The sequence below is a fragment of the Rhizobium sp. BK181 genome (assembly GCF_014193305.1).
GTDB lineage: Bacteria > Pseudomonadota > Alphaproteobacteria > Rhizobiales > Rhizobiaceae > Rhizobium.
This window is the reverse complement of sequence record NZ_JACHZA010000003.1, coordinates 162739-188608: the sequence shown is the minus strand read 5'-3', so window position 1 is coordinate 188608 and position 25870 is coordinate 162739. Positions and strand designations below refer to the sequence as shown.

25 protein-coding genes and 1 pseudogene are annotated in these 25870 nt (G+C 59.1%); 11 read left to right on the top strand and 15 right to left on the bottom strand.

Features of this window, described 5'->3' with window-relative positions; translation table 11 throughout:
• Nucleotides 1–2: 2 nt before the first annotated feature.
• The 4 genes from FHT77_RS10815 to mtgA all read right to left on the bottom strand — a co-directional run bounded on the left by FHT77_RS10815 (nucleotide 3) and on the right by mtgA (nucleotide 2515).
• A complete protein-coding gene (locus tag FHT77_RS10815; RefSeq protein ID WP_183755067.1) occupies nucleotides 3–407 on the bottom strand; it encodes a hypothetical protein in 405 nt (134 codons plus the stop codon).
• Between the two features lie 158 nt (nucleotides 408–565).
• The gene (rpmF, locus tag FHT77_RS10810; protein WP_016556742.1) at nucleotides 566–751 is read right to left on the bottom strand and encodes a 50S ribosomal protein L32; all 186 of its coding nucleotides are present in this window, start codon (nucleotides 749–751) and stop codon (nucleotides 566–568) included.
• A gap of 156 nt (nucleotides 752–907) precedes the next feature.
• A complete protein-coding gene (locus FHT77_RS10805) occupies nucleotides 908–1555 on the bottom strand; it encodes a glutathione S-transferase family protein (RefSeq protein ID WP_183755065.1) in 648 nt (215 codons plus the stop codon).
• Nucleotides 1556–1768: 213 nt separating this feature from the next.
• Nucleotides 1769–2515: a monofunctional biosynthetic peptidoglycan transglycosylase gene (gene mtgA / locus FHT77_RS10800; protein ID WP_183755063.1), complete on the bottom strand. Its 747-nt coding sequence runs from the start codon at nucleotides 2513–2515 to the stop codon at nucleotides 1769–1771.
• A 134-nt stretch (nucleotides 2516–2649) separates the two neighbouring features.
• On the opposite strand from mtgA, the gene FHT77_RS10795 reads away from it, so the two are divergent.
• Entirely contained in the window at nucleotides 2650–3564 is a 915-nt protein-coding gene (locus tag FHT77_RS10795; RefSeq protein WP_183755061.1) for a polyprenyl synthetase family protein, read from the top strand.
• A 115-nt stretch (nucleotides 3565–3679) separates the two neighbouring features.
• A complete protein-coding gene (locus FHT77_RS10790) occupies nucleotides 3680–4318 on the top strand; it encodes a LysE family translocator (RefSeq protein ID WP_183755059.1) in 639 nt (212 codons plus the stop codon).
• A 15-nt stretch (nucleotides 4319–4333) separates the two neighbouring features.
• Here the strand turns inward: FHT77_RS10790 and ispG are convergent, their stop codons facing one another.
• The 3 genes from ispG to FHT77_RS10775 all read right to left on the bottom strand — a co-directional run bounded on the left by ispG (nucleotide 4334) and on the right by FHT77_RS10775 (nucleotide 7716).
• Nucleotides 4334–5584, bottom strand: a complete 1251-nt coding sequence (ispG, locus tag FHT77_RS10785) for a flavodoxin-dependent (E)-4-hydroxy-3-methylbut-2-enyl-diphosphate synthase (protein WP_183755057.1) — start codon at nucleotides 5582–5584, stop codon at nucleotides 4334–4336.
• Nucleotides 5585–5680: 96 nt separating this feature from the next.
• The gene (locus tag FHT77_RS10780) at nucleotides 5681–6874 is read right to left on the bottom strand and encodes an MFS transporter (protein ID WP_183755056.1); all 1194 of its coding nucleotides are present in this window, start codon (nucleotides 6872–6874) and stop codon (nucleotides 5681–5683) included.
• Nucleotides 6875–6933: 59 nt separating this feature from the next.
• A complete protein-coding gene (locus FHT77_RS10775) occupies nucleotides 6934–7716 on the bottom strand; it encodes a DeoR/GlpR family DNA-binding transcription regulator (RefSeq protein WP_183755054.1) in 783 nt (260 codons plus the stop codon).
• A gap of 240 nt (nucleotides 7717–7956) precedes the next feature.
• On the opposite strand from FHT77_RS10775, the gene FHT77_RS10770 reads away from it, so the two are divergent.
• The 3 genes from FHT77_RS10770 to FHT77_RS10760 all read left to right on the top strand — a co-directional run bounded on the left by FHT77_RS10770 (nucleotide 7957) and on the right by FHT77_RS10760 (nucleotide 10274).
• Nucleotides 7957–8730: an amino acid ABC transporter substrate-binding protein gene (locus tag FHT77_RS10770; protein ID WP_183755052.1), complete on the top strand. Its 774-nt coding sequence runs from the start codon at nucleotides 7957–7959 to the stop codon at nucleotides 8728–8730.
• Between the two features lie 105 nt (nucleotides 8731–8835).
• Entirely contained in the window at nucleotides 8836–9516 is a 681-nt protein-coding gene (locus FHT77_RS10765) for an amino acid ABC transporter permease (protein ID WP_183755050.1), read from the top strand.
• The gene (locus FHT77_RS10760; protein ID WP_114714143.1) at nucleotides 9513–10274 is read left to right on the top strand and encodes an amino acid ABC transporter ATP-binding protein; all 762 of its coding nucleotides are present in this window, start codon (nucleotides 9513–9515) and stop codon (nucleotides 10272–10274) included. The genes FHT77_RS10765 and FHT77_RS10760 overlap by 4 nt, the downstream gene beginning before the upstream one ends.
• Before the next feature lie 20 nt (nucleotides 10275–10294).
• On the opposite strand, the gene FHT77_RS10755 is transcribed toward FHT77_RS10760, so the two are convergent.
• The 3 genes from FHT77_RS10755 to FHT77_RS10745 all read right to left on the bottom strand — a co-directional run bounded on the left by FHT77_RS10755 (nucleotide 10295) and on the right by FHT77_RS10745 (nucleotide 15244).
• Nucleotides 10295–10855 carry an NADPH-dependent FMN reductase gene (locus FHT77_RS10755; protein WP_183755048.1) on the bottom strand — a complete coding sequence of 187 codons (561 nt, stop codon included), beginning with the start codon at nucleotides 10853–10855 and terminating at the stop codon, nucleotides 10295–10297.
• Nucleotides 10856–10924: 69 nt separating this feature from the next.
• Entirely contained in the window at nucleotides 10925–14389 is a 3465-nt protein-coding gene (gene pyc, locus FHT77_RS10750; RefSeq protein WP_183755047.1) for a pyruvate carboxylase, read from the bottom strand.
• A gap of 114 nt (nucleotides 14390–14503) precedes the next feature.
• Complete coding sequence (locus tag FHT77_RS10745; protein ID WP_183755044.1) at nucleotides 14504–15244, bottom strand: helix-turn-helix transcriptional regulator; 741 nt, start codon at nucleotides 15242–15244, stop codon at nucleotides 14504–14506.
• 323 nt (nucleotides 15245–15567) lie between these two features.
• Here FHT77_RS10745 and FHT77_RS10740 point away from each other — a divergent pair, with 323 nt between their 5' ends.
• The 3 genes and pseudogenes from FHT77_RS10740 (at nucleotide 15568) to FHT77_RS10730 (ending at nucleotide 19869) form a co-directional block, all read left to right on the top strand.
• Complete coding sequence (locus FHT77_RS10740) at nucleotides 15568–17331, top strand: glucan ABC transporter ATP-binding protein/ permease (RefSeq protein WP_114714147.1); 1764 nt, start codon at nucleotides 15568–15570, stop codon at nucleotides 17329–17331.
• A 92-nt stretch (nucleotides 17332–17423) separates the two neighbouring features.
• Nucleotides 17424–17776: pseudogene (locus tag FHT77_RS10735) on the top strand (VOC family protein).
• A gap of 206 nt (nucleotides 17777–17982) precedes the next feature.
• Nucleotides 17983–19869 carry an MFS transporter gene (locus FHT77_RS10730; protein ID WP_183755042.1) on the top strand — a complete coding sequence of 629 codons (1887 nt, stop codon included), beginning with the start codon at nucleotides 17983–17985 and terminating at the stop codon, nucleotides 19867–19869.
• A gap of 69 nt (nucleotides 19870–19938) precedes the next feature.
• Here FHT77_RS10730 and FHT77_RS10725 read toward each other — a convergent pair whose 3' ends face one another.
• Nucleotides 19939–20697 carry a phosphatase PAP2 family protein gene (locus FHT77_RS10725; RefSeq protein WP_183755040.1) on the bottom strand — a complete coding sequence of 253 codons (759 nt, stop codon included), beginning with the start codon at nucleotides 20695–20697 and terminating at the stop codon, nucleotides 19939–19941.
• 118 nt (nucleotides 20698–20815) lie between these two features.
• Nucleotides 20816–21928, bottom strand: coding sequence for a 3-isopropylmalate dehydrogenase (leuB, locus tag FHT77_RS10720; protein ID WP_183755038.1), 1113 nt, complete (start codon nucleotides 21926–21928; stop codon nucleotides 20816–20818).
• A 177-nt stretch (nucleotides 21929–22105) separates the two neighbouring features.
• Here leuB and FHT77_RS10715 point away from each other — a divergent pair, with 177 nt between their 5' ends.
• Nucleotides 22106–23038 (top strand): pyridoxal-phosphate dependent enzyme, encoded by a 933-nt coding sequence (locus FHT77_RS10715; protein WP_183755036.1) that lies wholly within the window; start codon nucleotides 22106–22108, stop codon nucleotides 23036–23038.
• 61 nt (nucleotides 23039–23099) lie between these two features.
• On the opposite strand, the gene leuD is transcribed toward FHT77_RS10715, so the two are convergent.
• The 3 genes from leuD to FHT77_RS10700 all read right to left on the bottom strand — a co-directional run bounded on the left by leuD (nucleotide 23100) and on the right by FHT77_RS10700 (nucleotide 24626).
• Nucleotides 23100–23708, bottom strand: a complete 609-nt coding sequence (gene leuD, locus FHT77_RS10710; protein WP_028827985.1) for a 3-isopropylmalate dehydratase small subunit — start codon at nucleotides 23706–23708, stop codon at nucleotides 23100–23102.
• 137 nt (nucleotides 23709–23845) lie between these two features.
• Nucleotides 23846–24274, bottom strand: a complete 429-nt coding sequence (locus FHT77_RS10705; protein ID WP_183755034.1) for a glyoxalase/bleomycin resistance/extradiol dioxygenase family protein — start codon at nucleotides 24272–24274, stop codon at nucleotides 23846–23848.
• 109 nt (nucleotides 24275–24383) lie between these two features.
• Entirely contained in the window at nucleotides 24384–24626 is a 243-nt protein-coding gene (locus FHT77_RS10700) for a hypothetical protein (RefSeq protein ID WP_028827987.1), read from the bottom strand.
• Nucleotides 24627–24738: 112 nt separating this feature from the next.
• Between FHT77_RS10700 and FHT77_RS10695 the strand changes: the two genes are divergently transcribed.
• Complete coding sequence (locus tag FHT77_RS10695) at nucleotides 24739–25647, top strand: CoA ester lyase (RefSeq protein ID WP_183755032.1); 909 nt, start codon at nucleotides 24739–24741, stop codon at nucleotides 25645–25647.
• Nucleotides 25648–25660: 13 nt separating this feature from the next.
• Nucleotides 25661–25867, top strand: coding sequence for a DUF1737 domain-containing protein (locus FHT77_RS10690; RefSeq protein WP_183755031.1), 207 nt, complete (start codon nucleotides 25661–25663; stop codon nucleotides 25865–25867).
• Nucleotides 25868–25870: the final 3 nt, after the last annotated feature.

Sequence of the window (25870 nt, the reverse complement as noted above, 5' to 3'; positions counted from 1 at the left end):
GCTCAGAGACCGATCGAAACGTCGCGGCCGGCGGTGCGAATAGATACGGCAAAGCCGCCAATCACATCGATCAATGCAATCGTCATCAGGATGAAGAAAACCTGGGTGGCCGCATCCTGGACGAGAAGAAACTCGACCAAGAACGCGATGAAGACAAGCATCGACAACATATGATTTGTCAGGCTGCCGTCACTGCGCGTCGCCTTCAGTATTTCGAAGAACAGCACTGCAAGCGCGACGACGATGAACAGATCGCCGAGCGACATGCTCCACATGGCTCCCGAAATCATGGACAAAACGATAACGTCGTTTTCCAGTGAAGGAAGCCCGCCGCCGCCCATCAGGCCAAGCATCGACATATTGTAAAGAATGAATGGAATAATCATCAGTGGTACGGCATTGAACATATGGCATAGCTCCCCTCAGCCGGAGAATAGTGCCGTAAACAACCGCATCACTTCAAGATATCACGACAATGTATTTGCCGAGTATTTGCTGATCGAAAAAGCAAAAGGCCGGCACAGGGCCGACCTCGCAAGTCCTACGCAGGCAGAACGCCCGTGTATTATGCGCTTTCCTTCGGCGTCAGAACCTGACGGCCGCGATACATACCGGTCTTCAGATCGATATGGTGCGGACGGCGCAGTTCGCCGGAGTTCTTGTCTTCAACGTAGGTCGCAGCCTTCAGCGCGTCGGCAGAGCGGCGCATACCGCGCTTGGACGGGCTCGTTTTTCTCTTCGGTACAGCCATTTCTCTTACTCCACTTCACGGGCAAACACATCCAACGGCCAGACTGGCGGCCGAAACGACGTATCGCGATTTCGGAAATTTTGCGCGCTTATACATGCCTTAGGGGTACTTGACCAGTCCCCAAGCTTATTTTTTGAGATTCCTGCGATTCACGGCTCAGACCTCGTCTTCCTCGACAATCCAGGGCTCGGATCGCGCCGCCTCTTCCCACTTTTTCCAGGCGGGATGCGCTTTGACGGCTGCAATATAACTTAGCGTGTCGCCGGCCGATACTAGGTCATAGACCTCGAAACGATTGACAACTGGCGCGAACATCGCGTCGGCTCCGGAAAACCCGCCAAACAGGAACGGTCCGCCGGAGTGAGCCCGCAAGTCCCGCCAGATCGTCTCGATGCGGGCGACGTCGGCCATGACGCCGTCAGCAAGCGCGATCTTGCCCTTCGGCCGCCGGATATTCATCGGGCAAGCGTTCCGCAGCGCCCTGAAACCTGCCAGCATCTCCATAGAAACGGCGCGTGCAACACCTCGCCTCTCACGCTCCCTCGGCCATATCCCGGCTTCCGGGAAAAGCTCGGCCACATATTCGATGATCGCCAGCGACTGCCAGACACGAACATCGCCGTGCTGAAGCACGGGGACCTGACCGGTCGGCGAGAACTCCTTGAAGCGCGGATTGCCGGCGGCGAAATCGAAAGGAACCAGTACCTCCTCAAAGGGAATGCCGGCAGCCGTCATGGCGATCCATGGCCGAAACGACCAGGAAGAATAGTTCTTGTTGCCGATATAGAGCGTAAGTTTATCCATGGAATCTCCCGTTTACACTACAGGGGCGAACACCAGCCGCTCCTCGAAATGGTTCATATCGTTGAAAGCGCAGAAGGCCGGCAACTTCAAGCGCGGGCGAAAAAGCAGAAATCGTCGCCGGCAGTCCAGTCGCTGGTGGCGGGATTTCCGTTCATCGTATTGAAGCAACGAATGCCAGATGACACTCGTCAACACCAACGACTTATTGCGATATCAATCATAAATGCATCTGATGTAATCGCCCGACCCGCGAGCGCGTCGCTCGATGAGGCCGGCGAGTCGTCGCAATCCCCGACCGGGCTTGCCCGCGTTGCGATCAAAGGGATTGGGGAGCGACACGGCAAGAAGAGCGGCCTGCCGGCTGGTCAGTTTGGATGCCGGCACCTTGAAATGGTGGCGGGCCGCGGCCTCGATGCCATAGATCCCTGGTCCCCATTCAGCAATGTTGAGGTAGATCTCCATCAGGCGCCGCTTCGACCAGATGAAATCCGCCGTCACAGCCAATGGCAGCTCCAACGCCTTGCGCACGAAGGACCGGCTATTCCACAAAAACAGGTTCTTCACCGTCTGCATCGGGATCGTGCTGCCGCCGCGGGTCGCCTGGCCGCTCAGTGTATCCTCGAGAAGCATCTGCATCTCGCCCCAATCGACGCCGCCGTGGAAACAGTATTGCCCGTCTTCCGACATCATCACCGACTGAACCAGAACCGGAGAAACATCATCGAGCGACACCCATTGACGGTCGTAGCCACGCAGCAACAGCAGATCACGCAGCATGAGCGTGGAAACGGGGTGAACGAAGGGCAGCAGATAAAGGACAATCAGGACATAGGGAAGAATGACGAGCGCCGCCAAGGCGACGACGATGCGCATGATCACCGGCCGGCTCTTAAGCCAAAACAACACGTGCCTGTGAAGCGGCACGGTCATGCTTTCCTCTCTCTCCGGCGTTATGTCCAATTCCCCGACCCAGTCTCTTGCCCTTCTCCTCCATACCGTTTGCGAACTGGCATTGCCAGAGACAAAGGAAATCTTCGCCGCGCCATCGACAATTCCGTTGCCAGCAGAAGGCGGCTCATGCCAAACAGCGCGCCATGGACGCAAGCACTGAAACATTCGAAGCCAGATTGACGGCCACCGCGCGCGAAATCGAGGCTGTGCTCGAGACGCTGCTGTCGCCATCCGTGTTGAAGGGCGAGATCGCCCGGCCGGAACGGCTGCGTTCAGCCATGCACTATGCCAGCCTGAACGGCGGCAAGCGACTTCGGCCTTTCCTTGTAGTCGAGGCGGCATCGCTGCTCGGCGGCGACAGGGATGCGGCTCTGCGCGTGGGCGCGGCGCTTGAATGCGTGCACTGTTATTCGCTCGTTCACGACGATCTGCCGGCAATGGATGACGACGATCTGCGTCGAGGCAAACCGACCGTGCACATCGCCTATGACGAGGCGACCGCCATTCTCGCCGGCGACAGTCTGCTGACCTATGCTTTTGACATCATCGCGTCCCCCGAAACCGTCCTGCCGGATAAGGCTAAGGTGACGCTGACGTTGGCGCTGGCCCGCGCAGCCGGCATTGGCGGCATGGCAGGCGGGCAGGCTCTCGACCTGGCGGCCGAGAAACAGGCGCCGGATGAACAAGGCATTGTTACCCTACAGGCGATGAAAACCGGCGCCCTCATCCGTTTTGCTTGCGAGGCCGGCGCCATTATCGCCGGCGCCTCGTCAGAGGATCGCGTGCGATTGCGCCAGTTCGGCGAGCGGATTGGCCTCGCCTTCCAGCTTGCCGACGACATTCTCGATCTCACCTCCGATGCCGCCACGATGGGCAAGGCGACCGGCAAGGATGCCGGCCGCGGCAAAGGAACGCTGGTGGCAATGCACGGCATGGCATGGGCGGAAGCCAAGCTTGCCGAGCAGGTGCGCGCGGCCGAAGCATTGGTGGCTCCCTACTCGGAGCGCGGTACCATTCTGGCCGAGACGGCTCGCTTCATCGCCGGTCGAAAGAGCTGAAAAGCGTCACCGAGACAATATTTCCGCCAACACATCGGGCACAGTCACTTGCCGGCTGTCGGGAGCCAAGTCACAAACAGGTGAAACAACTGACCGCCGGGCACAAGAAACGCAGATGCGTGAGATCCTGATCTATTTGCCGCAGATCCTGCCGGCCTATGTCGCCTATCTGATTGCCGTCATCAGCCCTGGCCCGGCGATCATGGCAATCGTGTCGACGTCGATGACGCATGGCCGAAAGGCAGGCATGACGATCTCGCTCGGCATCTTTGCGGGCTCGTTCACCTGGGCTTGTGCTGCCGCTCTCGGCTTGGCAACAATCCTCCAGACCTATGCCATGGCGCTTCAGATCCTGAAGATATTCGGCGGCATCTATCTACTGTATCTCGCATACAAGGCTTTCAGGGCTGTGCGCGGCAACGATGATCTGCCGCAGGCGGTCGTGCAAAAGAGCCTTACGACGCGCGCCCTGTTGCTGCGCGGTTATGGCATTCACGTCACCAACCCGAAAGCCATCTTCGCTTGGCTGGCGATCATCGCGCTCGGGATGCCTCAGGGCGCGCCGGCATCCGTCGCCGGCTTGATCATCGGCATGTGCATGACGACCGGCTTTGCCATCTTCATGGGCTACGCAGTGATCTTCTCGACACCACACGCCTTGAAGATTTACCGCAATCTGCGCCGCTGGATCGAAGGGGCTATGGCCGCCTTCTACTGTGTCGCCGGACTGAAGTTGCTGACCAGCCGCATTTGACGGCTTTCCCCAGCCTCATTCCGCAGCGGTCTTCTGCCCGAAGCGCTTTTCGATATAGTCAGCGACCAATGCTTCGAAGTCCGAAGCGATATTCGGTCCGCGCAGCGTCAATGCCTTGGTACCATCGATGAACACTGGCGCGGCCGGCGTTTCACCGGTACCAGGCAATGAGATCCCGATGTCGGCGTGCTTGCTTTCACCCGGCCCGTTGACAATGCAGCCCATGACCGCAACGTTGAGCGCCTCGACACCCGGATATTTCTCGCGCCAGACCGGCATGTTCTTGCGAATGTCGTTCTGGATGTTCTGCGCCAATTCTTGGAAGACGGTCGAGGTCGTGCGGCCGCAGCCGGGACAAGCCGCAACAACGGGGATAAACTGGCGAAAGCCCATGACCTGCAGCAGCTCTTGGGCAACCTGCACTTCACGGGTCCGGTCACCATTCGGTTCCGGCGTCAGCGATACGCGGATGGTATCGCCGATGCCCTGTTGCAGGACGTAGCCCATGGCAGCCGATGAGGCGACGATCCCCTTGCTACCCATACCGGCTTCGGTAAGACCGAGATGCAGCGCGTGATCGGAGCGTTCGGAGAGCATCGAATAGACGGCGATCAGATCCTGTACCTGGCTGACCTTGGCCGAGAGGATAATCCGGTTACGCGGCAAACCGATCTCTTCGGCCAGATTGGCCGAGATCAGCGCGGACTGCACGATCGCCTCGCGGGTCACTTGGCGCGCCGAAAGCGGCGAGCCGGCCTCGGCGTTCTGGTCCATCAGTGCCGTCAGCAATTCCTGATCCAGCGAACCCCAGTTCACACCGATGCGCACCGGCTTGTCGTAGCGGATCGCCATCTCGATGATGTCGCCGAACTGCTTGTCCTTCTTGTCCTTGAAGCCGACGTTGCCCGGATTGATACGGTACTTCGCTAGCGCTTCCGCGCAGGCCGGATGATCGGCAAGAAGCTTGTGACCAATGTAGTGGAAGTCACCGACGAGCGGCACGTCCATGCCGAGCCGCAACAGCCGGTCGCGAATCTTCGGAACCGCTGCCGCACTTTCGTCGCGGTCGACAGTAATGCGGACGATCTCTGATCCGGCCTTGAAGAGAGCCGCCACTTGGGCGACCGTGGAGTCGATATCCGCCGTGTCGGTGTTCGTCATTGACTGAACGACAACGGGCGCACCGCCGCCCACGATGACGCCGCCAACATCGACGGCGACGGATGCGCGGCGCGGCTTCGGATCAAAATCTGCAGCAGAAGACATAGAGAGTTCTTGAACCCCTGAAATTCGTGTCTTTCAGGTGGATCATGCCTGCTTTGTTGTCAACCCGCCCCGCGCATCACTTTTGCTTGGAGCCGTTCAGTGACCGCCGCCCGATATGCCGTCGGCATAACGTGCAAGGTTCGAGAACAGCAGGACGACAACCAGCAAGACAGGCAAAGCCATGAACACGACGCTAAAGCCGATATGTTCGGCCACGAAGCCGATTGCGGAGGGTGCCACCAGCATGCCCGAATAGCCCATTGTTGTAACAACCGAGAGGCCGATGCCGGCGCGGAGGCCGGGAATATTGCCGGCAGCCGAAAAGGCGATTGGGACCATGTTCGAAATGCCGATCCCGCACAGTGCAAAGCCGAGGATTGCAATTTCCGCATTGGGTGCGAATGCGGCGAGCAGCATGCCTGAGATTGCAAACAACGTGCAGATCCGAAGCGTCATCACGCCGCCAAGCCGGTCGCGAACAAGGTCGCCGCCAAACCGCATCACAGCCATCGTCAGCGAAAACGCCGCAAAGCCGAAGCCGGAAAGTGCCACCGACGCGCCGAGTTCCTGACGCAGGTAGAGCGCACCCCAATCCAACACGGCGCCCTCGGGAACCATCGAGAATAGTGCCATCAGACCAATCAACCAGGGCAGCGGCACCATTGGCAGCCGGAGCTTTTCCTTCTTCTCGTCCGGATGTGGAGGATCTGCGAGGATCATGTTCCAAGCCAGGCCCAGCACGAGCGCTGCCAATGAGGTCGCAATCACCGCATGCCAGAGCACACCAACAGTGGCGATCAGCAAGCCGCCAAGGCCAGCCCCGATCAAACCACCCAAGCTCCAGAAAGCGTGGCACGAGGACATGATTGAGCGCCGCATCGATTGCTCGACTGCAACCGCGTTGGCATTCATGGCAACGTCCATGGCGCCCATGAATCCGCCAAACAGGAAGATCGAGATCGCCCCTGTCACAACATTCGGCGCAAGCGTCAGCGCCAGAAGTGCTGGCAAAAGGCAAACGGCCGCAATCTGCGCGACAAGCTTCGAGCCATAGCGGGCGATTTGTGATCCCGCGATTGGCATGAGAGTAAGCGAACCGACACCAAGAACCAGAATCATTAATCCCAACTGGAACTTGCTGAGTTGCAGGCGCTCAGCAAATTCGGGAATTTTCGGCGCCCAGCAGCCGACGATGAAGCCGTTGATGAGGAACAGCAGCGAAACCGCGACCCGGTTCTTTGTTATGAAGCCACTTCTGACAATCGGTGCCGTATTAACGTGGTTGTCCATTTTTCTTCCCAAAATGTCTCAGCGCCAGCACTCGGACACGACGCGTTGTTGAATGATGCTTACGTTATGCTTCCGGCTACGATCGTTCTGCAGCCATTGTCGCGATAGCGCGCCAACATTTCCTGGTCCGCGTCGCGTTCGACCACCAGGCATTCGCATTGCGCCACCGGAAGCACGCTATGCGGGGCGGCGGTACCGAATTTGTCGGAGGTTGCGGCCACAAGAACGTTCTTGCTTCGCGATGCAGCGAACCGCTTGAATTCCGCGTCTTCGAAGCCGAAGGTTGTTACGCCAGCCACAAGATCAATCCCGCAGGCGCCAAGAATACAAAGATCAGGCGACAGGGCTTCCATGTCGCGCATCGCTTTCGCGCCAAGGGCGCCGCCAACCTGGCGGTCGATCAAGCCGCCGATCAGGATCACATTGACGGCAGGTTTCTCCATCAAGGCAGCGGCGATCGCAGGAGCGTTTGTTGCGGCAGTCAAGGGCAAGTCCATCGGCAGGGCCGTCGCGATTGCGAGGTTGGTGCTGCCCGCATCGAAAAACACCATCGAGCCAGAGGCGATCTGCGACACCGCAGCGGTGGCAAGCGCCACCTTACGATCTCGCGCGATACCCGCGCGATGATTGAGGCTTCCACCGGCAGGAGAAACGGGCAACGCGCCGCCATACACGCGCTCACAAAGGCCGGCGGCTGCCATTTCACGCAGATCCCGACGTATCGTGTCTTCGGACACGCCGAATTCAATCGCAAGATCTGCTGCAAGCACTCGACCTTCGGCTTGCAGCTTCCGCAGGATGACGCTCTGTCTCTCCTGCAGGAGGAGTTCATTCGTGTTCATGCCGACTTCAGCCCGGTTTAGATAAAATCGTTACAAACATGCATAAACGGATACAAACATGCATGCAAGCGTCCGGCCTCAGGTCAGCCTTCACAAACTGAAACATGCCGCGCCGAATTCGTGATAAATGAGAAAAATATTTGCAGATGCCGATTGTCTTTGCAGTTTTCTACGCTTCGCAACAGCGGGCTTTTCTGCGATTTTCGCCGCAGCAAACACTCTGGTGAATTGGATAACAAAATGAACCTCCTGAAGACCATCGCCGCCGCAGCACTGATCCAGGCCGCCGCGCTCCTCCCCGCCGTTGCCGGTGAAAATCTCGCCGCCATCAAGTCCGCTGGTGTCTTCAAGATCGGCACCGAGGGGACTTACGCTCCATTCACCTACCATAACGACAGTGGCAAACTGGTCGGCTTCGACGTGGAGATCGGCGAAGCGATTGCCGCCAAGCTCGGCGTCAAGCCGGAATTCGTCGAGGGCAAGTGGGACGGCTTGATCGCCGGTCTCGATGCGAAGCGCTACGACACGGTCATCAACCAGGTCGGCATTACCGAGGCCCGCAAGCAGAAGTACGATTTCTCCGAGCCCTATATCGCGTCGAAGGCTGTGCTCATCGTTCGCGACGGCGACGACAGCATCAAGGGCTTTGCGGATCTGAAGGGCAAGAAGTCGGCGCAGTCGCTGACCAGCAACTTCGGCAAACTTGCCGAACAGTCCGGCGCTGAACTCGTCGGCACCGACGGCTTCGACCAGTCGATCCAGCTTGTCCTGACCAAGCGCGCAGACGCGACGATCAACGACAGCCTCTCCTTCCTCGACTTCAAGAAGCACAAGCCTGACGCTCCGGTGAAGATCGCCGCCCAGCAGGAAAATGCCGACTACTCCGGCATCATCATCCGCAAGGGCGAGCCGGAACTGCTCGAAGCCGTCAACAAGGCACTGGTCGACATCAAGGCGGACGGCACTTACCAGAAAATCGCCGACAAGTACTTCGGTCAGGACGTTTCCAAGTAACTCACCGCAGCAGGCGGCTTGCTGCCGCCGCCACATCCTTTATATGTGCGTGAAAAAGCGTTCAGCGAAACCTCGCTGGACGCATCTTTCTCTGAGGATTGAACCTTGCCGCACTGGCTTCAACTGATGGCGGAGTCGCTCGGGCCTCTCCTCTGGGCCGGCCTGATCTTCACGATCCCGCTGACGCTTCTGTCTTTCGCATTCGGTCTCATCCTTGGATTGCTGACAGCAATCGGACGCCTTTTTGGACCTGCACCAATCGCCGCGATCGCGCGTTTCTACGTCTGGGTCATCAGAGGCACGCCGCTTCTGGTCCAGCTCTTCGTCATTTTCTATGGACTACCAAGCATCGGCGTTCTGCTCGATGCCTTTCCGGCAGCGCTGATCGGCTTTACGCTCAACATCGGCGCCTATAGCTCCGAGATCATCCGCGCCGTCATCTCGTCGGTGCCTAAGGGCCAATGGGAAGCAGCCTATTCGATCGGCATGAACTGGCGCCAGGCGATGAGCCGCACGATCCTGCCGCAGGCCGGACGCGTGGCGGTGCCGCCGCTTTCCAACACGTTCATCTCGCTCGTCAAGGACACCTCGCTTGCGGCTGCCATTACGGTACCCGAACTGTTTCAGGCCGCACAGCGCATCGTCGCAACCACGTACGAGCCGCTTATCCTCTACATCGAAGCTGCGTTGATATACCTTGCGCTGAGCTCCGTCCTTTCGGCCTTGCAGGTACGCCTCGAGCGCCGCTTCGCACGCTATGGCGGCATGCTGGAGGCAAACGCATGATCGAGCTTTCCCATATCGAAAAGCGCTTTGGCGACGCCGTCATCCTGAAGGACATCAGCATCCGCATTCCCGAGGGCAGCGTCACGGCACTCGTCGGCCCTTCCGGCGGCGGCAAAAGCACGCTGCTCCGCTGCATCAACCTGCTGGAAATCCCAACAGCGGGCACGATCCGCCTCGGCGAGGAGAAGCTGAGCTTTGCACCGGGGCAGAAGACTGCCTGGCAGGCAATCCAGAAGATCCGCCGGCAGACCGGCATGGTGTTCCAGAACTTTCAGCTCTTTCCGCATCAAACAGCCATCGAGAATGTGATGGAAGGCCTCATCACGGTTCTGCGGTGGCCGAAGGAAAGAGCCCGGGAACGGGCAATGGAGCTGTTGACGAAGGTCGGCATGGCCCACAAGGCTGACGCATGGCCCTCGACGCTCTCGGGCGGTCAACAGCAGCGCGTCGCAATCGCCCGCGCGCTTGCCCCGTCTCCGCGGGTTCTTCTTTGCGATGAGCCGACATCGGCGCTCGATCCCGAACTTTCGGCTGAAGTCGTCGATGTTCTCGGTCGCCTCGCCAAGGAGGGAACAACGATGGTGATGGCGACGCATGACCTGCGTCTCGCCTCCAAGATTGCCAACGACGTTGTCTTTCTCGAGGCCGGCAGCGTGGTCGAGACGGGAAGTGCACGGAACATTTTTACCGCGCCAGAGCGCGAACGTACCAAACGCTTCATCTCGACAATTAACGCCGCCCATACCTACGACATTTAGACACGGGCGGTGGTAGAGCGTCAGACTGCGCGGGCAACCTTCAATGCCTTGCCCCACCAGGCAAGCTGGTCGAGCTGGTTCTTGGCGGCCTCGGCGAGGTGAGCGTAGTCGCTCAGGCTCTTTCCGTCCTTGATAACCGACAGGTATTCCGGGAAGGAGATGTGAACGCCGGTCTTCACGGAAACGGCGCTCATTTCGACGAAGATCAGTCGCAATTGCTCTACCGCGCGGGCGCCACCGACACCGCCGTAGCCAACGAAAGCGACCGGCTTGTGGATGAACTCACCGAGGTCGATCGCATTCTTGAGAACGGCAGTCGGGCCGTGGTTGTATTCGGCCGCCGTGAAGATGTAACCGTCGAACTCGCGCAGCTTCTTTTTCCAGCGCTCCGCCGTTTCGTTCTGGGCTTCGGTGGCGCTTGCCTGACCGAGGAAGGACATCGGATAATCCAACAGATCGAGAATCTCGACCTCGAGTTCAGGCCGGCTTGTGGCGATCTCGGCAATCCACTTGGCCGGATGGTCCGCAAAGCGGCCAATACGCGTGCTTCCGACAATGACGGCAATCTTGAGCTTACTCATATCAAATCCTTTTCATGAAAATGCATGGGGCGGCCCAGAGGCCGCCCCATAGTTTGATTCCGATATTCGTCAGCCCGCGTAGCTGACCAACAGGTCCTTGGCGTCGATCTGATCGCCCGCCTTGACGAGCACTTCCGCGATCGCACCGTCCTTTTCGGCATGGATCGCCGTTTCCATCTTCATCGCCTCGATGGAGACGAGAACGTCACCGGCGTTGACCGTCTGGCCCGGCGAGACGAAGACGCGGGAGATGACGCCCGGCATCGGCGCACCGACATGCGCGGCATTGCCGGGTTCCGCCTTGCGGCGGGCGGCGGCACCGGTCGCACCGTGAGCGCGATCCGGAACCTTAATGCGGCGTGGCTGGCCGTTGAGCTCGAAGAAGACAGTGACCATGCCCTGACTGTCGGTCTGGCTCATCGCTTGATTGACGATGACAAGCGTCTTGCCCTTTTCGATGTCGGCAAACAGCTCCTCGCCGTCCGACAGGCCGTAGAAATAAGCCGGGGTCGGCAGGACAGAGACGGGACCATAAGTATCGGAAGCCAGCGCAAAGTCAGTGAAGACCTTCGGGTACATAAGGTAAGAAGCGAACTCGAAATCGCTGACCTCGCGCTCCAGCTTGGTCTCGATCGTCTTGCGCTCGGCATCGAGGTCGGCATCGGCAAGCAGCGAGCCAGGACGCACCGTGTACGGTGCCTCACCCTTCAGTGCCTTCTGCTGCAGTGCTTCTGGCCAACCCGACGGCGGCTGGCCAAGATCGCCCTTCAGCATCGAAACGACCGATTCCGGGAAGGAAACTTCCTTGTCGGCACTGACGACGTCGGCAACCGTCAGGTCTTGGCTGACCATCATCAACGCCATGTCGCCGACAACCTTCGAGGACGGCGTCACCTTGACGATATCACCGAACATCTGGTTGGCGTCGGCATAGGCCTGCGCCACCTGGTGCCAGCGTGTCTCGAGGCCGAGCGAGCGGGCCTGCTCCTTGAGATTGGTGAACTGGCCACCCGGCATTTCGTGCAGGTAGACTTCCGAGGCCGGCCCCTTCAGGTCGCTTTCGAAGGCCGCATACTGATGACGCACCGCTTCCCAGTAGAAGGAGATGCGGCGGATCCATTCCGGATCGAGACCCGGATCGCGCTCTGAACCACGCAGCGCCTCGACGATCGAGCCGAGACAGGGCTGCGAAGTATTGCCGGACAGAGCGTCCATCGCGGCATCGACGGCGTCGACGCCGGCATCAACGGCGGCGAGAACCGTCGCGGCGGCGATGCCCGAAGTGTCGTGCGTGTGGAAATGGATCGGCAGGCTGGTAGCGTCGCGCAGCGCCTTGAACAACACCTTGGCGGCAGCCGGCTTCAACAGGCCGGCCATGTCCTTCAAAGCGATGATATGCGCACCGGCCTTTTCGAGCTCTACGGCAAGGTCCGTATAGTACTTGAGATCGTACTTCGGGCGCGCGGAGTTCAGGATATCGCCGGTGTAGCAGATCGCTGCTTCACAGAGCTTGTTCTCTTCGGCCACCGCATCCATCGAGACGCGCATGTTCTCGACCCAGTTCAAGCAGTCGAAGACGCGGAAGAGATCAATACCGCCGGCAGCGGCCTGGCGGACGAAGTATTTGACGACGTTGTCAGGATAGTTCTTGTAGCCGACGCCATTGGCGCCGCGCAGCAGCATCTGCAGTAGCAGATTTGGTGCCGCCTCGCGGACCAGCGACAGGCGCTCCCATGGATCTTCCGTCAGGAAGCGCATGGAGACGTCGAACGTCGCGCCGCCCCAGCATTCCAGCGACAGCAGATTCGGCAACGCATGCGCGTAGGTGCCGGCAATCCGGGCAATGTCGTAGGTACGCATGCGTGTGGCAAGCAGCGACTGATGGCCATCGCGCATCGTCGTATCGGTCATCAGCACGCGTTTCTCATTGCGCATCCACTCGCCGAACTTCTTCGGGCCGAGCTTGTCGAGAAGCTGCTTGGTGCCGTCGGGAATCCCATTGCCGTTGGTATAGGGGACGACCGGCTCGGCGATGTCAGCCGATGGCTTCGGGCGGTCCTTGGCTTCCGGATGGCCATTGACCGTCACGTCCGCCAAATAGGTGAGCAGCTTGGTTGCACGGTCAGCACGTTTAACCTGCTGGAAGAGTTCCGGCGTCGAGTCGATGAAACGTGTGGTGTAACTGTTATCCCTAAACTTCGGATGCGTGATGATCGCTTCCAGGAAGGTCAGGTTCGTGGCAACGCCGCGGATGCGGAATTCGCGCAGGGCACGGTCCATGCGCGAGATCGCTTCAGACGGGCTCGGCGCCCAGGCCGTGACCTTGACCAGCAGCGGATCGTAATAGCGGGTGATGATCGCACCGGAATAGGAGGTGCCGCCATCGAGACGGATGCCGAAGCCGGATGCCGAACGATAGGCGGTGATGCGGCCATAGTCAGGGATGAAGTTGTGCTCGGGATCTTCGGTCGTGATGCGGCACTGTAGAGCGTGGCCGTTGAGGCGAATGTCCTTCTGCGCGGGCACGCCCGATTCCGGCGTGCCAATCGCGAAGCCGTCAAGAATGTGGATCTGCGCCTTGACGATATCGATGCCGGTAACGACTTCGGTGACCGTGTGCTCGACCTGGATGCGCGGATTGACTTCGATGAAGTAGAATTTGCCGGTGTCGGCATCCATCAGATATTCGACGGTACCGGCGCCGATGTAATTGGTGGCACCCGCGATCTTCAGCGAGTAGGCCGCGAGTTCCTGGCGCTGCGCCTCGCTGAGGTAAGGCGCCGGCGCGCGCTCGACGACTTTCTGGTTGCGGCGCTGGATCGAGCAGTCGCGCTCGAAGAGATGCACGACGTTGCCGTGCGTATCGCCCAGAATCTGGCTTTCGACGTGACGAGCGCGCTCGACGAGCTTTTCCAGATAGACCTCGTCCTTGCCGAAGGCAGCCATCGCCTCGCGCTTGGCTTCCGTCACCTCGCGGGCGAGATCGGCTTCCGAGCGAATGACGCGCATGCCGCGTCCACCGCCGCCCCAGGATGCCTTGAGCATAACGGGATAGCCGATCGCCGCCGCCATGCGAGCGACTTCGGCCATATCATCCGGCAGCGGCTCCGTTGCCGGCACGACAGGAACGCCGACGGAGATGGCGAGGTTGCGCGCCGCGACCTTGTTGCCGAGCTGACGCATGGTATCGGCCGTCGGGCCAATGAAGATGATGCCTGCTTTGTTACAGGCATCGACGAATTCCGGGCTTTCCGACAGCAGGCCGTAACCCGGATGGATCGCATCGGCGCCCGAAAGCTTGGCGACGCGGATCACTTCGTCGATCGACAGATAGCTCTCGATTGGGCCGAGATCACGGGCAAGATGCGGTCCACGGCCGACCTGGTAACTCTCGTCGGCCTTAAACCTGTGCAGTGCCAGTTTATCTTCTTCCGCCCATATCGCGACCGTTTTTATCCCGAGCTCGTTGGCCGCGCGAAACACGCGGATGGCAATTTCCGAACGGTTGGCAACAAGTATCTTGGAAATGGGCAATGCTGTCTCCTCACGGCATCGAAACGGGCAATTGCTGCACCCGCGAAGAGAAGTCTTAACGTGCTGTCACGGAAAGTTCAATTTCCAGAAACGACTCAGATAGAATTTCTCAGACTAGGTGAGGAGTCCGTGACGGAAGGCGACAGCAACGGCGTGCTGTCTGTTTCTTGCCTGCAGCTTGTCTTGCAGGCCGTTCATGTACCAGTCGACGGTGTGATTGGAAATCTTGAGGCGCTTTCCGATCTCAACGGAGGTCATGCCCTCTGCAAGATATTGCAGTATCTCCATCTCGCGGCGCGTCAACCGCGTGTCGATGCCGGAAACTTCTTCGAGCGTGTGCATCTCACCCTTGAGCTCGAGCAGTCGCCAGAACGCTTTTCGCGCTATGGCATCAAACAGTGAGATTTCGACAGGAGACAGATCGACCTGCGTTCCGCCGACGCTCATGGTACCGAGGATGCCGTTTCGACCGTGGATAGGAAAAATGTAGCCGTCCCTAAGCCCATGGCCATGTCCGTCGGCCATCATCTGCTCCATCCGGCGATAGTGCGGATCCTTGCGGAAGGCGGCCAGGCTGTCTCTCCAACGGAACGGTCTTTGCGCATATGCGAGATAGCGAACCGTCGGGTCAGTCAGAACGTATTTCTTCGAAATATAGATCTGCGGCCATTTCTCCGGCCAATGACCAGCAAACATCAGACTGATTGGATCTTCCGTCGCTTTCAGATGTCGCAAAAGGCCGTAGTACTGGAACCCGTAGGCATGGATAACATGCTCCAGTTCGGCGACAACTCCTTCAGGTCTGCGACACTCTTCCAAAACGACAAGCAATTGAATTAAAGAATGAATACTCACGGAAATGCCCCTACCCCAATTGGGCTCCGCGCCGAATGTCACGAACCAGTGGGACGTGCTTGCCTGGGGCCCTTCGACGCAAAGCAAGCGTCAATCTATGGTGTGCCAGCCCGACCCCGAGGCGCAAGCGAAAATTGCGAAAATTGCGATGCGCCCCAAAAAATTTCAGAAGGCCGGCGGAAATAACCGACTGTGAGATCGCCGCTCATGCAAAAGAATCTGGCCATTGTCGCCTGCCTGAACGCTCTGTTAATCGCTGGTTCAGGTATCTTTTTGTAGCGTTGCAGCGTCCCTTATTTCGCACATGCACAAGAGGTATCGCCGTGTCGCTATTCAAGGTCTATGCTCGAGCTTTGCGCTATCTTGGCGCTTACAAGCTCCGCGTATCCCTGGTCGTTATTGCGAACATCGTGCTTGCCGCGATCACGATCGCTGAACCGATTTTGTTCGGTCGCATCATCGACGCGATTTCAGGCAAGGGTGAAGTCAAACCCATTCTTTTCATGTGGGCCGGCTTTGCCGTCTTCAACACCATAGCGTTCGTTCTTGTCGCTCGTGAGGCCGACCGGCTGGCTCATGGCCGTCGCGCCACGCTGCTGACGGAAGCGTTCGGCCGCATTATCTCCATGCCGCTCTCCTGGCATCACCAGCGCGGCACGTCGAATGCGCTGCATACGCTGCTTCGCGCCTGTGAAACGCTTTTCGGCCTGTGGCTGGAGTTCATGCGCAATCACCTGGCGACGGTCGTAGCCATCGCGCTTCTGGTGCCGACTGCGATGTCCATGGACCTGCGTCTTTCGGGCGTGCTGGTTGTGCTCGGCATTGCCTACTGGCTTATCGGTCGTCTCGTCATGAGCCGCACCAAGGACGGACAGGCTTCGGTCGAAAACCACTACCACACGGTTTTCTCGCACGTCAGCGATTCGATCAGCAACGTATCGGTCCTGCACAGCTACAACCGCATCGAGGCGGAAACCAAGGCGCTGAGGTCCTTTGCCGACCGTCTGCTGCAGGCTCAGTATCCGGTTCTCGACTGGTGGGCTCTGGCCGGCGCCATGAACCGCATGGCATCGACCATCGCCATGATGATCATCCTGGTGATCGGTACGCTGATGGTTCAGTCTGGCGAACTGCGCATCGGTGACGTCATTGCTTTCATCGGTTTTGCGAACCTGCTGATCTCGCGCCTCGACCAGATGCGCCAGTTCGCGACGCAGATCTTCGAAGCCCGTTCGAAGCTCGAAGACTTCTATTCGCTGGAAGACTCCGTCCGCGACCGCGAAGAGCCGGCCGGCAATGCCGATATCACCGATGTCAAGGGCGAGGTCGAGTTCCGCAACGTGTCGTTCCGCTTCGGCAACACGGCTCAGGGTCTGCACAACGTCTCGTTCACCGCCAAGGCTGGCCAGACGGTTGCGATCGTCGGCCCAACCGGCTCCGGCAAGACGACGATGATCAACCTTCTGCAGCGCGTCTACGATCCGGACAGCGGCCAGATCTTGGTCGATGGTCATGATACGACGAAGATCACCCGCAAGTCGCTTCGCCGCTACATCGCAACCGTGTTCCAGGATGCCGGCTTGCTCAACCGTTCGATCAGCGACAACATTCGCCTCGGCCGGGAAGGAGCTTCGGATGAAGACATGCGCCGTGCAGCCGAAGCTGCCGCCGCAGCCGACTTCATCGAGACACGTGAGGACCAGTACAACACCCACGTCGGTGAGCGCGGCAACAAGCTCTCGGGCGGTGAACGTCAGCGTGTGGCAATCGCCCGCGCCATCCTCAAGGATGCACCGATCCTGGTGCTCGACGAGGCAACAAGCGCACTTGATGTCGAAACGGAAAACCGCGTGAAGGCCGCAATCGACAACCTGCGCCAGAACCGCACGACCTTCATCATCGCGCACCGTCTTTCCACGGTTCGTGAAGCTGACAAGGTGCTGTTCCTGGATGGCGGCCGCGTCGTTGAAGAAGGTAGCTTCGATGAGCTCAGCCAGAGCAACGGTCGCTTTGCGGCACTGTTGCGCGCTAGCGGCATCCTGACGGATGAAGAAGTTCGTAAGGCACACACGACCGAAGCCGCGTAGGGCTGAACGGATCGTACCAACAACAGCCGGACGGCACTTCGCCGCCCGGCTTTTTTCTTGCCGCTTGAGAGTTCACGCATAATGGAGGCGACATGAAGGTCCTGCGAATCGTAGCAAACATCGAGACCGCCGACCTCTTGCCGCGAAGGTCTTCTATCAGGATATCCTTGGCCTCGACATCCTCATGGATCACGGCTGGATCGCCACCTTTGGCTCAAACCAGTCAATGCCGGTCCAGGTAAGCTTCGCGAGCGAGGGCGGCTCCGGGACGCCCGTCCCGGGTCTTTCGATCGAGGTCGACGATGTCGATGAAGTCTTCGCGGTCATGAGCTCTTCAGCTTTCGAGGTCATTTACGGCCCGGTCGACGAGGCTTGGGGGGTTCGTCGCTTCTATGTGCGCGATCCCTTCGGGACAGTCGTAAATATCCTTTCGCACAGACCATGAGATCAAAAGTCGAGCCGATCCGGCGCCGTCGCACGGCCTCGGCCGTCCCTGCAAAGGCGTTAGACTAAAGTCATAATCCCAAAGCCGCTCTCTGTATGGATGAGCTTTTCTGTCACACTCTCATCAGGCGAACCGCGACCTGGGGTATGCTTTGAGGAGAGCAAGGTCGCGCGCCGCGTTTCACATCGTTCTGTGGAGGACAGAAAATGGCAAATATCGCAAGCGTCGACGGCACAAAAGCCGGTCCGATGACGGGCGACGAGAAGAAGGTTATCTTCGCCTCGTCGCTCGGCACGGTTTTCGAATGGTACGACTTCTATCTTTATGGTTCGCTCGCCACCTATATCGGCGCGACCTACTTCACCCAGTATCCGGAAGCGACGCGCAACATCTTCACGCTTCTGGCCTTCGCCGCCGGCTTTCTGGTGCGCCCGTTTGGCGCGCTGGTTTTCGGGCGCCTCGGCGATCTCGTCGGCCGCAAATATACGTTCTTGGTCACGATCCTCATCATGGGTCTCTCGACGTTCCTCGTCGGTATTCTTCCCGGTGCTGCATCGATCGGCATCGCAGCACCCATCATTTTGATCGGCCTTCGCCTCCTGCAGGGCCTGGCGCTCGGTGGTGAGTATGGCGGCGCGGCAACCTATGTGGCCGAACACGCGCCAAATGGGCGCCGCGGCTACTTCACCTCTTGGATCCAAACCACTGCAACGCTCGGCCTCTTCCTTTCTCTGATCGTCATCGTCGGCGTTCAGTTCCTGATGGGCAAGGAAGCTTTTGCAGCATGGGGCTGGCGTATCCCGTTCCTGCTCTCGGTCGTGCTTCTCGGCGTCTCCGTCTGGATCCGTCTGAAGATGAACGAGTCGCCGGCATTCCAGCGCATGAAGGCGGAAGGCAAGGGGTCCAAGGCGCCACTGACCGAAGCCTTCGGCCAATGGAAAAATGCGAAGATCGCCCTGATCGCGCTTCTCGGCGCAACGATGGGTCAGGCAGTCGTGTGGTACGGCGGTCAGTTCTATGCGCTGTTTTTCCTGCAGAACGTCCTCAAGGTCGATTTGCAATCGGCAAACATCATGGTGGCGATTGCCCTCATCCTCGGCACACCCTTCTTCGTCGTCTTTGGCGGCCTGTCCGACAGGATCGGCCGCAAGCCGATCATCATGGCCGGCCTGTTGATTGCAGCAGTGACCTATAATCCGCTGTTCAAGGCCATGACCTGGACGGCCAATCCGGCGCTTGCCGAAGCACAGGCTTCCATACGGGCCACGGTCACGGCCGACCCGGCGGATTGCAAATTCCAGTTCAATCCGACCGGAACCGCGAAGTTTACGAGTTCCTGCGATGTGGCAACGGCTTTCCTGACCAAGAACTCGGTGCCTTATGACGTCGTGCCTGGCCCGGCGGGGCAGCCCGCAACCGTAAAAATCGGTGACGAAACTATCGCCAGCTTCGATGCCGTCGCCGCCGGCGACAAGGCAAAGGCAATGACCGGCGCCTTTGAAAAAGGCGTCAACATCGCCCTTCATGATGCCGGATATCCGCTGAAGCGCGGAGCCATCAAGGTTCCAGATGCAAAACTGGACGCCTTCATTGCAGCCAACCCGGAGCTTGCTCTCAACGCCGATGCAGTCCGCGCCGGTGAAAAGCAGACCATGCCGGCAGACAAGCTCGTCGTCGACAAGCTCCTAACGGCTGATGAAGCGAAGGGCGCAACCGATATGGCGGTCTATAGCATCGCCAATGGCGGCAGCTTTGCGATGACGGCCGACCCGGCCCGCGTCAACTGGATCGGTACGATTGCCATTCTCTTCGTGCTCGTGATCTACGTTACGATGGTCTATGGCCCGATCGCGGCGCTTCTGGTCGAACTCTTCCCGACCCGAATCCGTTACACCGGCATGTCCCTGCCCTACCATATCGGCAATGGTTGGTTCGGTGGCCTCTTGCCCGCAACGGCCTTCGCAATGAGCGCGGCAACCGGCGACATCTACTACGGTCTCTGGTATCCGATCGTGTTCGCTACAATCACACTGGTCATCGGTCTCATCTTCCTGCCGGAAACGAAGGATCGCGACATCCACGCGATGGATTGATCCAGGTAACCGAAATCTGAGAAAGCCCGGCGCTCGCAAGACGCCGGGCTTTTTCGTGTCTGGCCAACCCTAGAGAAGGCGGCTGAGCCTGGGCGTCGGCCAACCATCACGACCGATCGAGAAGACCAGCCCGAAGCGCGCAAACAAAATGGATGTCGCAAAAGCCAACCACGCGCCCAATGCGAGGCCGGCCGCCACGTCGCTGGGATAGTGCACGCCAATGATGACGCGCGTGGCTCCAAGCCAAAGACCGATGCCGATGAAGCCTAGGCGGAATCGTGGAAAGAGAAGCGCCAGCGCCATGAACAGAGCGCCGACGTTGGAGGAGTGGCCCGACGGAAAGCTCTGATGAAGAAAATCGGTACTGAAAGGGACAAAGCTGAAAATGCCTTCCTGATCATAAAGCAGCGGTCGAGCACGCCCGATTGCGAACTTCAGCAGATTGGAAACGATGCTGGCGAACAGAACCGAGAACCCGACATAGGCGGTCATCTGCCAAAAATAGGCGAGCCGGAAACGGCCGCGTACCTTCCATAGTCGTCGACGAACGAAATAGCCGGTCGCCAGGATTGTCAAAAGACCGACGAGGATCCAGACAAGCCTGCCGACGTCAGTGACATCCCCGGCGATCGACACCAGCGGAGGCGAAAGGCTCTTGACTGCCTGCCCCAACGGGCGGTCGAAGACGAAGAAGGCAATGGCAACAGCGTTGATGGCAAAAAGCGCGAAGCCTTTCCAGGGAACCCGACGGTGGATTGAGCGCCGCGCAGCGTAGCGCTTTCGCAAATAGCCCCAGCAGTTCGACTTGCGATCGATGGCTTCGTTCATTCTACTCCCGCTCTTTGCTCAGTGCAGAACGGAAATAGGAACGGCATCACCCGCCTTCAAGCAAAGGCCTTCCGCACCGGGCGATGCGGAAGGCCAAAAGCGTGTTTCACGTGAAATATCAGGCAGAAAGCGCCTTGAATTCGGCGAGGATCGCGTCGCCCATCTCAGTGGTTCCGACCTTCGTGCAGCCTTCGGCCATGATGTCGCCGGTGCGGATACCCTTGTCGAGCACGTTGGCGATCGCCTTTTCGAGGTTGTCGGCTTCCTGCACGAGGTTGAAGGAATAGCGCAGGCACATGGCGAAGGACGCAATCATCGCGATCGGATTGGCAATGCCCTTGCCAGCGATGTCAGGAGCCGAACCGTGCACCGGCTCGTAGAGTGCTTTGCGCTTGCCGGTCTTGGCATCCGGCGCGCCGAGCGAGGCCGAGGGCAACATGCCGAGCGAGCCCGTCAGCATGGCGGCAACGTCGGACAGCATATCCCCGAACAGGTTGTCGGTGACGATGACGTCGAACTGCTTCGGCGCACGCACCAGCTGCATGCCGCCGGCATCCGCCAGCATGTGCTCGAGCTTGACGTCGGAATACTTGTCCTTGTGCGTCGCGGTGACCACCTGGTTCCACAACACGCCCGACTTCATGACGTTGCGCTTTTCCATCGAGCAAACGCGATTCTGGCGCGTGCGGGCCATTTCGAAGGCCACGGCCGAGATACGTTCGATCTCGTAGGTGTCATAGACCTGCGTGTCGATCGCGCGCTTCTGGCCGTTGCCGAGATCGGTAATGGTCTTCGGTTCGCCAAAATAGACGCCGCCCGTCAGTTCGCGGATGATCAGGATATCGAGGCCTTCGACCAACTCCGGCTTCAGCGAGGAAGCGGAAGCGAGCGCCGGGTAGCAGATGGCCGGACGCAGGTTGGCGAACAGCTCCAGATCCTTGCGCAGGCGCAGTAGGCCGGCTTCGGGGCGCACTTCATAGGGAACATCATCCCACTTCGGGCCGCCGACGGCGCCGAAGAGAACGGCATCGGCGGCAAGCGCCTTCTGCATGTCGCCTTCGGAGATCGCGGCGCCATGCGCGTCATAAGCGCTGCCTCCGACCAGGCCTTCGTCGGTGACGAAACCGGCATCCATCGCCTCGTTCATATAGGCAATGATCTTGCGGACCTCGCCCATGGCCTCGGGGCCGATGCCGTCGCCCGGCAGCAGGAAAAGATTGCGCGCTGTCATGAAACCCTCCGCGGAAAAACAAGTTGCGGTTTCTTAGACCTGCAAAAACGGCATTTCAAGCGAGTGCGAGGCCGATTCGGTACGGTTGCGGAATTACGGCCGAGATCCCTCGTTGACCGACCAGCGCAAGCGGGTCCACAAGGAGAGCCTGTATCGCCAAGCTCATCGGGTACCACCATGCCATCTGCACCGCTCCACCTCGACACACCGCTTTTCCGCACCTCCGCCGATTACAGCGCAAGCAACAAGCCGCTCTGGCTGAAGCTTGATGCGCTGCAGCCATCCGGCAGTTTCAAGCTCCGCGGAGTCGGCAGGCTTTGTCAGCATGAAATCGAAAATGGCGCCCGTGAGATTTTCTGCGCCTCCGGTGGCAATGCGGGGATCGCCGCCGCCTATGCCGGACGAGCGCTCGGCATTCCGGTGACGATCGTCGTACCCGAGACGACGTCGCCGGAAGTGCGCCAATCGATCGAGGCGACCGGCGCGACGGTTCTGGTGCACGGATCGGTGTTCGACGAAGCCAATGCCTACGCAATCGAACGTGCGAATGCCAGAAACGCAGCCTATGTGCACCCGTTCGACCATCCGCTTTTGTGGGAAGGGCACGGCACATTGATCGACGAGGTTGTCGCAAAGGGCGCTCACTTTGATTGCGTCATCACGAGCGTCGGCGGCGGCGGCTTACTTGCGGGGATCGTTGCCGGACTTCAGCGAAACGGCTTGTCTGATGTGCCCGTCATTGCCGTTGAAACCGAAGGAGCCGCGTCCCTTCATGCCAGCCTTGCCGCAGGCGAATGCATCACCCTGCCGGCGATTACTTCCATCGCCAGCTCGCTCGGTGCGCGCCAGGTGGCCCGACACGTCTTCAACCTGCCGAAATACCACCCGATCGAGAGCGTGACAGTCACCGACGCACGGGCAGTCGCAGCCTGCATCAAGTTCGCCGATGCCTATCGCATCCTGGTCGAACCCGCTTGTGGCGCAGCGCTCGCGGTCGCCGACGTCCATGCCGATATCCTCGAGCGTTTCAAAAATCCGCTGATCGAGGTCTGCGGCGGCATCGGCGTTTCCATGGAGAAGCTTAGAACCTGGAAAGAGCGCTTGCTGTAAGCCGACCAAAGAAAAAGCCGGGCAAAAGGCCCGGCTTTGACGACTGGTATGTTTTCCAGGACTACGCTGCCCAGGGGCGCGATGCCGTGTTCTTGGCTTCGAAGCTGTCGATCGCCTTGCCCTTCTCGAGCGTCAGGCCGATATCGTCGAGGCCGTTCAGTAGGCAGTGACGCTTGAACTCGTCGAGATCGAACTTGATCGAGCCACCGTCCGGGCCGGTGATCTCAAGGTTTTCCAGATCGACCGTCAGGATCGCGTTGGAGCCGCGCGAGGCGTCATCCATCAGCTTGTCGAGGTTTTCCTGGCTGACCTTGATCGGCAGAATGCCGTTCTTGAAACAGTTGTTGTAGAAGATGTCGGCAAAGCTGGTCGAGATGACGCAACGGATGCCGAAGTCGAGGAGCGCCCACGGCGCATGCTCGCGCGACGAGCCGCAACCGAAGTTGTCGCCGGCAACGAGGATCTTTGCATTCTGATAGGCCGGCTTGTTCAGCACGAAATCCTGGTTCAAGGAGCCGTCTTCATTGTAACGCGCTTCAGCGAAAAGACCCTTGCCAAGACCCGTGCGCTTGATCGTCTTCAGGTAGTCCTTCGGAATGATCATGTCGGTATCGATGTTGACAACCGGCAGAGGGGCAGCAACGCCCGTCAGCTTTACGAATTTGTCCATGGCCTGGCTCCAATGTCAGCAGACGTAGTTTTGTTAATCTGCGTTTAGTCCAGATTTCGATCGAAATGAAGGAAAATTTATATCGTCTGTGCGGCTGCGCGCGGATTCGACGCACAGCCGCCATGGTCGTCATGAGATCAGTTTGCGTTCGCTGGCGCATTCATCGCCCAGAGAACCCCGAAAGGGTCGCGGAGCTGACCGTATCGATCACCCCAGAACATCAGCTGGACGGGTAGGATGACCTCGGCGCCGGCGGCAACGGCGCGGTCCCACCAGAAATCGATGTCGTCGATAACAAGCTGAAGCGTGAAGCCCTGATGCTTTTCAAAGGGATGACCATGCTCGGGATAGGCATCACAAAGCATCAACGAGCTTCCGTTGATGTAGAGGTGGACATGCATCGTCCGCCCGTTTTCGTCAGGCGGGACGACAAACGCCTCCTCAGCACCAAATGCACGCTTGTAGAATTCTGCGGCCTTCAGCGCGCCGTCGACTGTGACATAAGGCAGCAAGCCATTCTTGACCGCTGGCATCTTCATCGTGCCGGTTTCCGTTGCAGTATCCATACTGTCCTCCATGATTTGATTGGTTCGGGTAAAACCCCGACCTTTCAAAGACGCGGGAAGATCAGTCGATCCGACAGCGATGCAAAATTTTTCTGGAAGCGACCTGAGATTAGAGGTCGATGATCGTGCCGCGCCCGTCATTCCAGATGCGCATGTTCTCGCCGGAATGTGGCTTTGCCTTGGCTGTGGCGCGGACCGGCGCCGGCTTCATCTTCAGCGAAAGCGCGCGGCCAACCATAAGCACCGTCAGGATACCACCGACTGCCAGCGTCACGGAAAAGGTGACGAACGCCAGCGCAACGAAGGCGGTGATGCCTGCGAGCAGGAGGAAGACGGAACGAATGCTTTGCATGGTTTTAGACCTTTCTTCGGAAAGGAATGTGGTCCTTCTTTTCTTTCTCTGCAAGGTGAGCATGGCTTTTTGTTGTCTTGCCACCTGTCATAAAGCTTGGCACACATTTGTGATGACCCGCAATTCTCCGACTCGTTCCTTGAACCTGCGCCGCTCGGTGCTGAGCGTCCCTGCCATCAATGCGCGCGCCCTGGAAAAGACTCATGCGCTCGATTGCGACGCCGTCATCTTCGATCTCGAGGACTCCGTGGCCCCTGAACGGAAGGCGGAAGCCCGCGAGAATCTGAACGCCTTTTTTTCGGGCGCTCCTCTTGTGAACAAGGAGCGGATCATCCGCATCAATGCGCTGGATTCCACATTCGGAAATGCGGACATCGAACTGGTATTGGCATTGGAGCCGGATGCCGTACTCCTGCCGAAAGTGGACGAGCCGCAGGATGTGATGTCCATAAGCGATCGGCTCGCCGATGCCGACGCGCCGGAAAGCCTCCGCATCTGGGCGATGATCGAAACACCCCGTGGCATTCTGAACGCGGCCGCGATTGCCGAAGCTGGGCGCACGCCTGGCTCACGGCTCGATTGTTTCGTCGTCGGCCTCAACGACCTGCGCAAGCAGACCGGCGTCCTGCCACAGCCGGGTCGTACCTATCTCGTGCCCTGGCTGATGCAGGTGGTACTTGCCGTGCGCGCCTATGGCCTCGACGCGATCGACAGCGTCTTCAACGATTTCAAGGATGCCGATGCCTTCGATGCCGAATGCGCGCACGCCCGCGCCATGGGCTTCGACGGTAAGATGCTGATCCATCCGGCTCAGATCGAAGCCGCCAACAGGCATTTCGGCCTGGATGAGGCGGCAATTGCCGAGGCGGAGGCGATCATCGCCGCCTTTGCCGACCCCGCTGCAGATGGCCTGAATGTCATCAATGCCAATGGTCGGATGATCGAGCGGCTACACCTTGTCCAGGCGGAAAGTCTGGTTCATAAAGCCCGCCTGATTGCAGAACGCCAAACGGCGAAGTGAAAGACGACTTTAGATGAAGCTTTATCGCCTTCTGACCGGCCAGGATGATGCCGCTTTCTGTCACCGCGTAACCGACGCCCTCAACAAGGGCTGGTCGCTGAACGGCTCGCCGTCGCTGACCTTCAACACCCAGACCGGCCAGGTGATTTGTGCTCAGGCGATCGTCAAGGAAGTCGAAGGCAAGGATTACCACCCGGACATGAAGCTGTCCGAACAGTAAGCG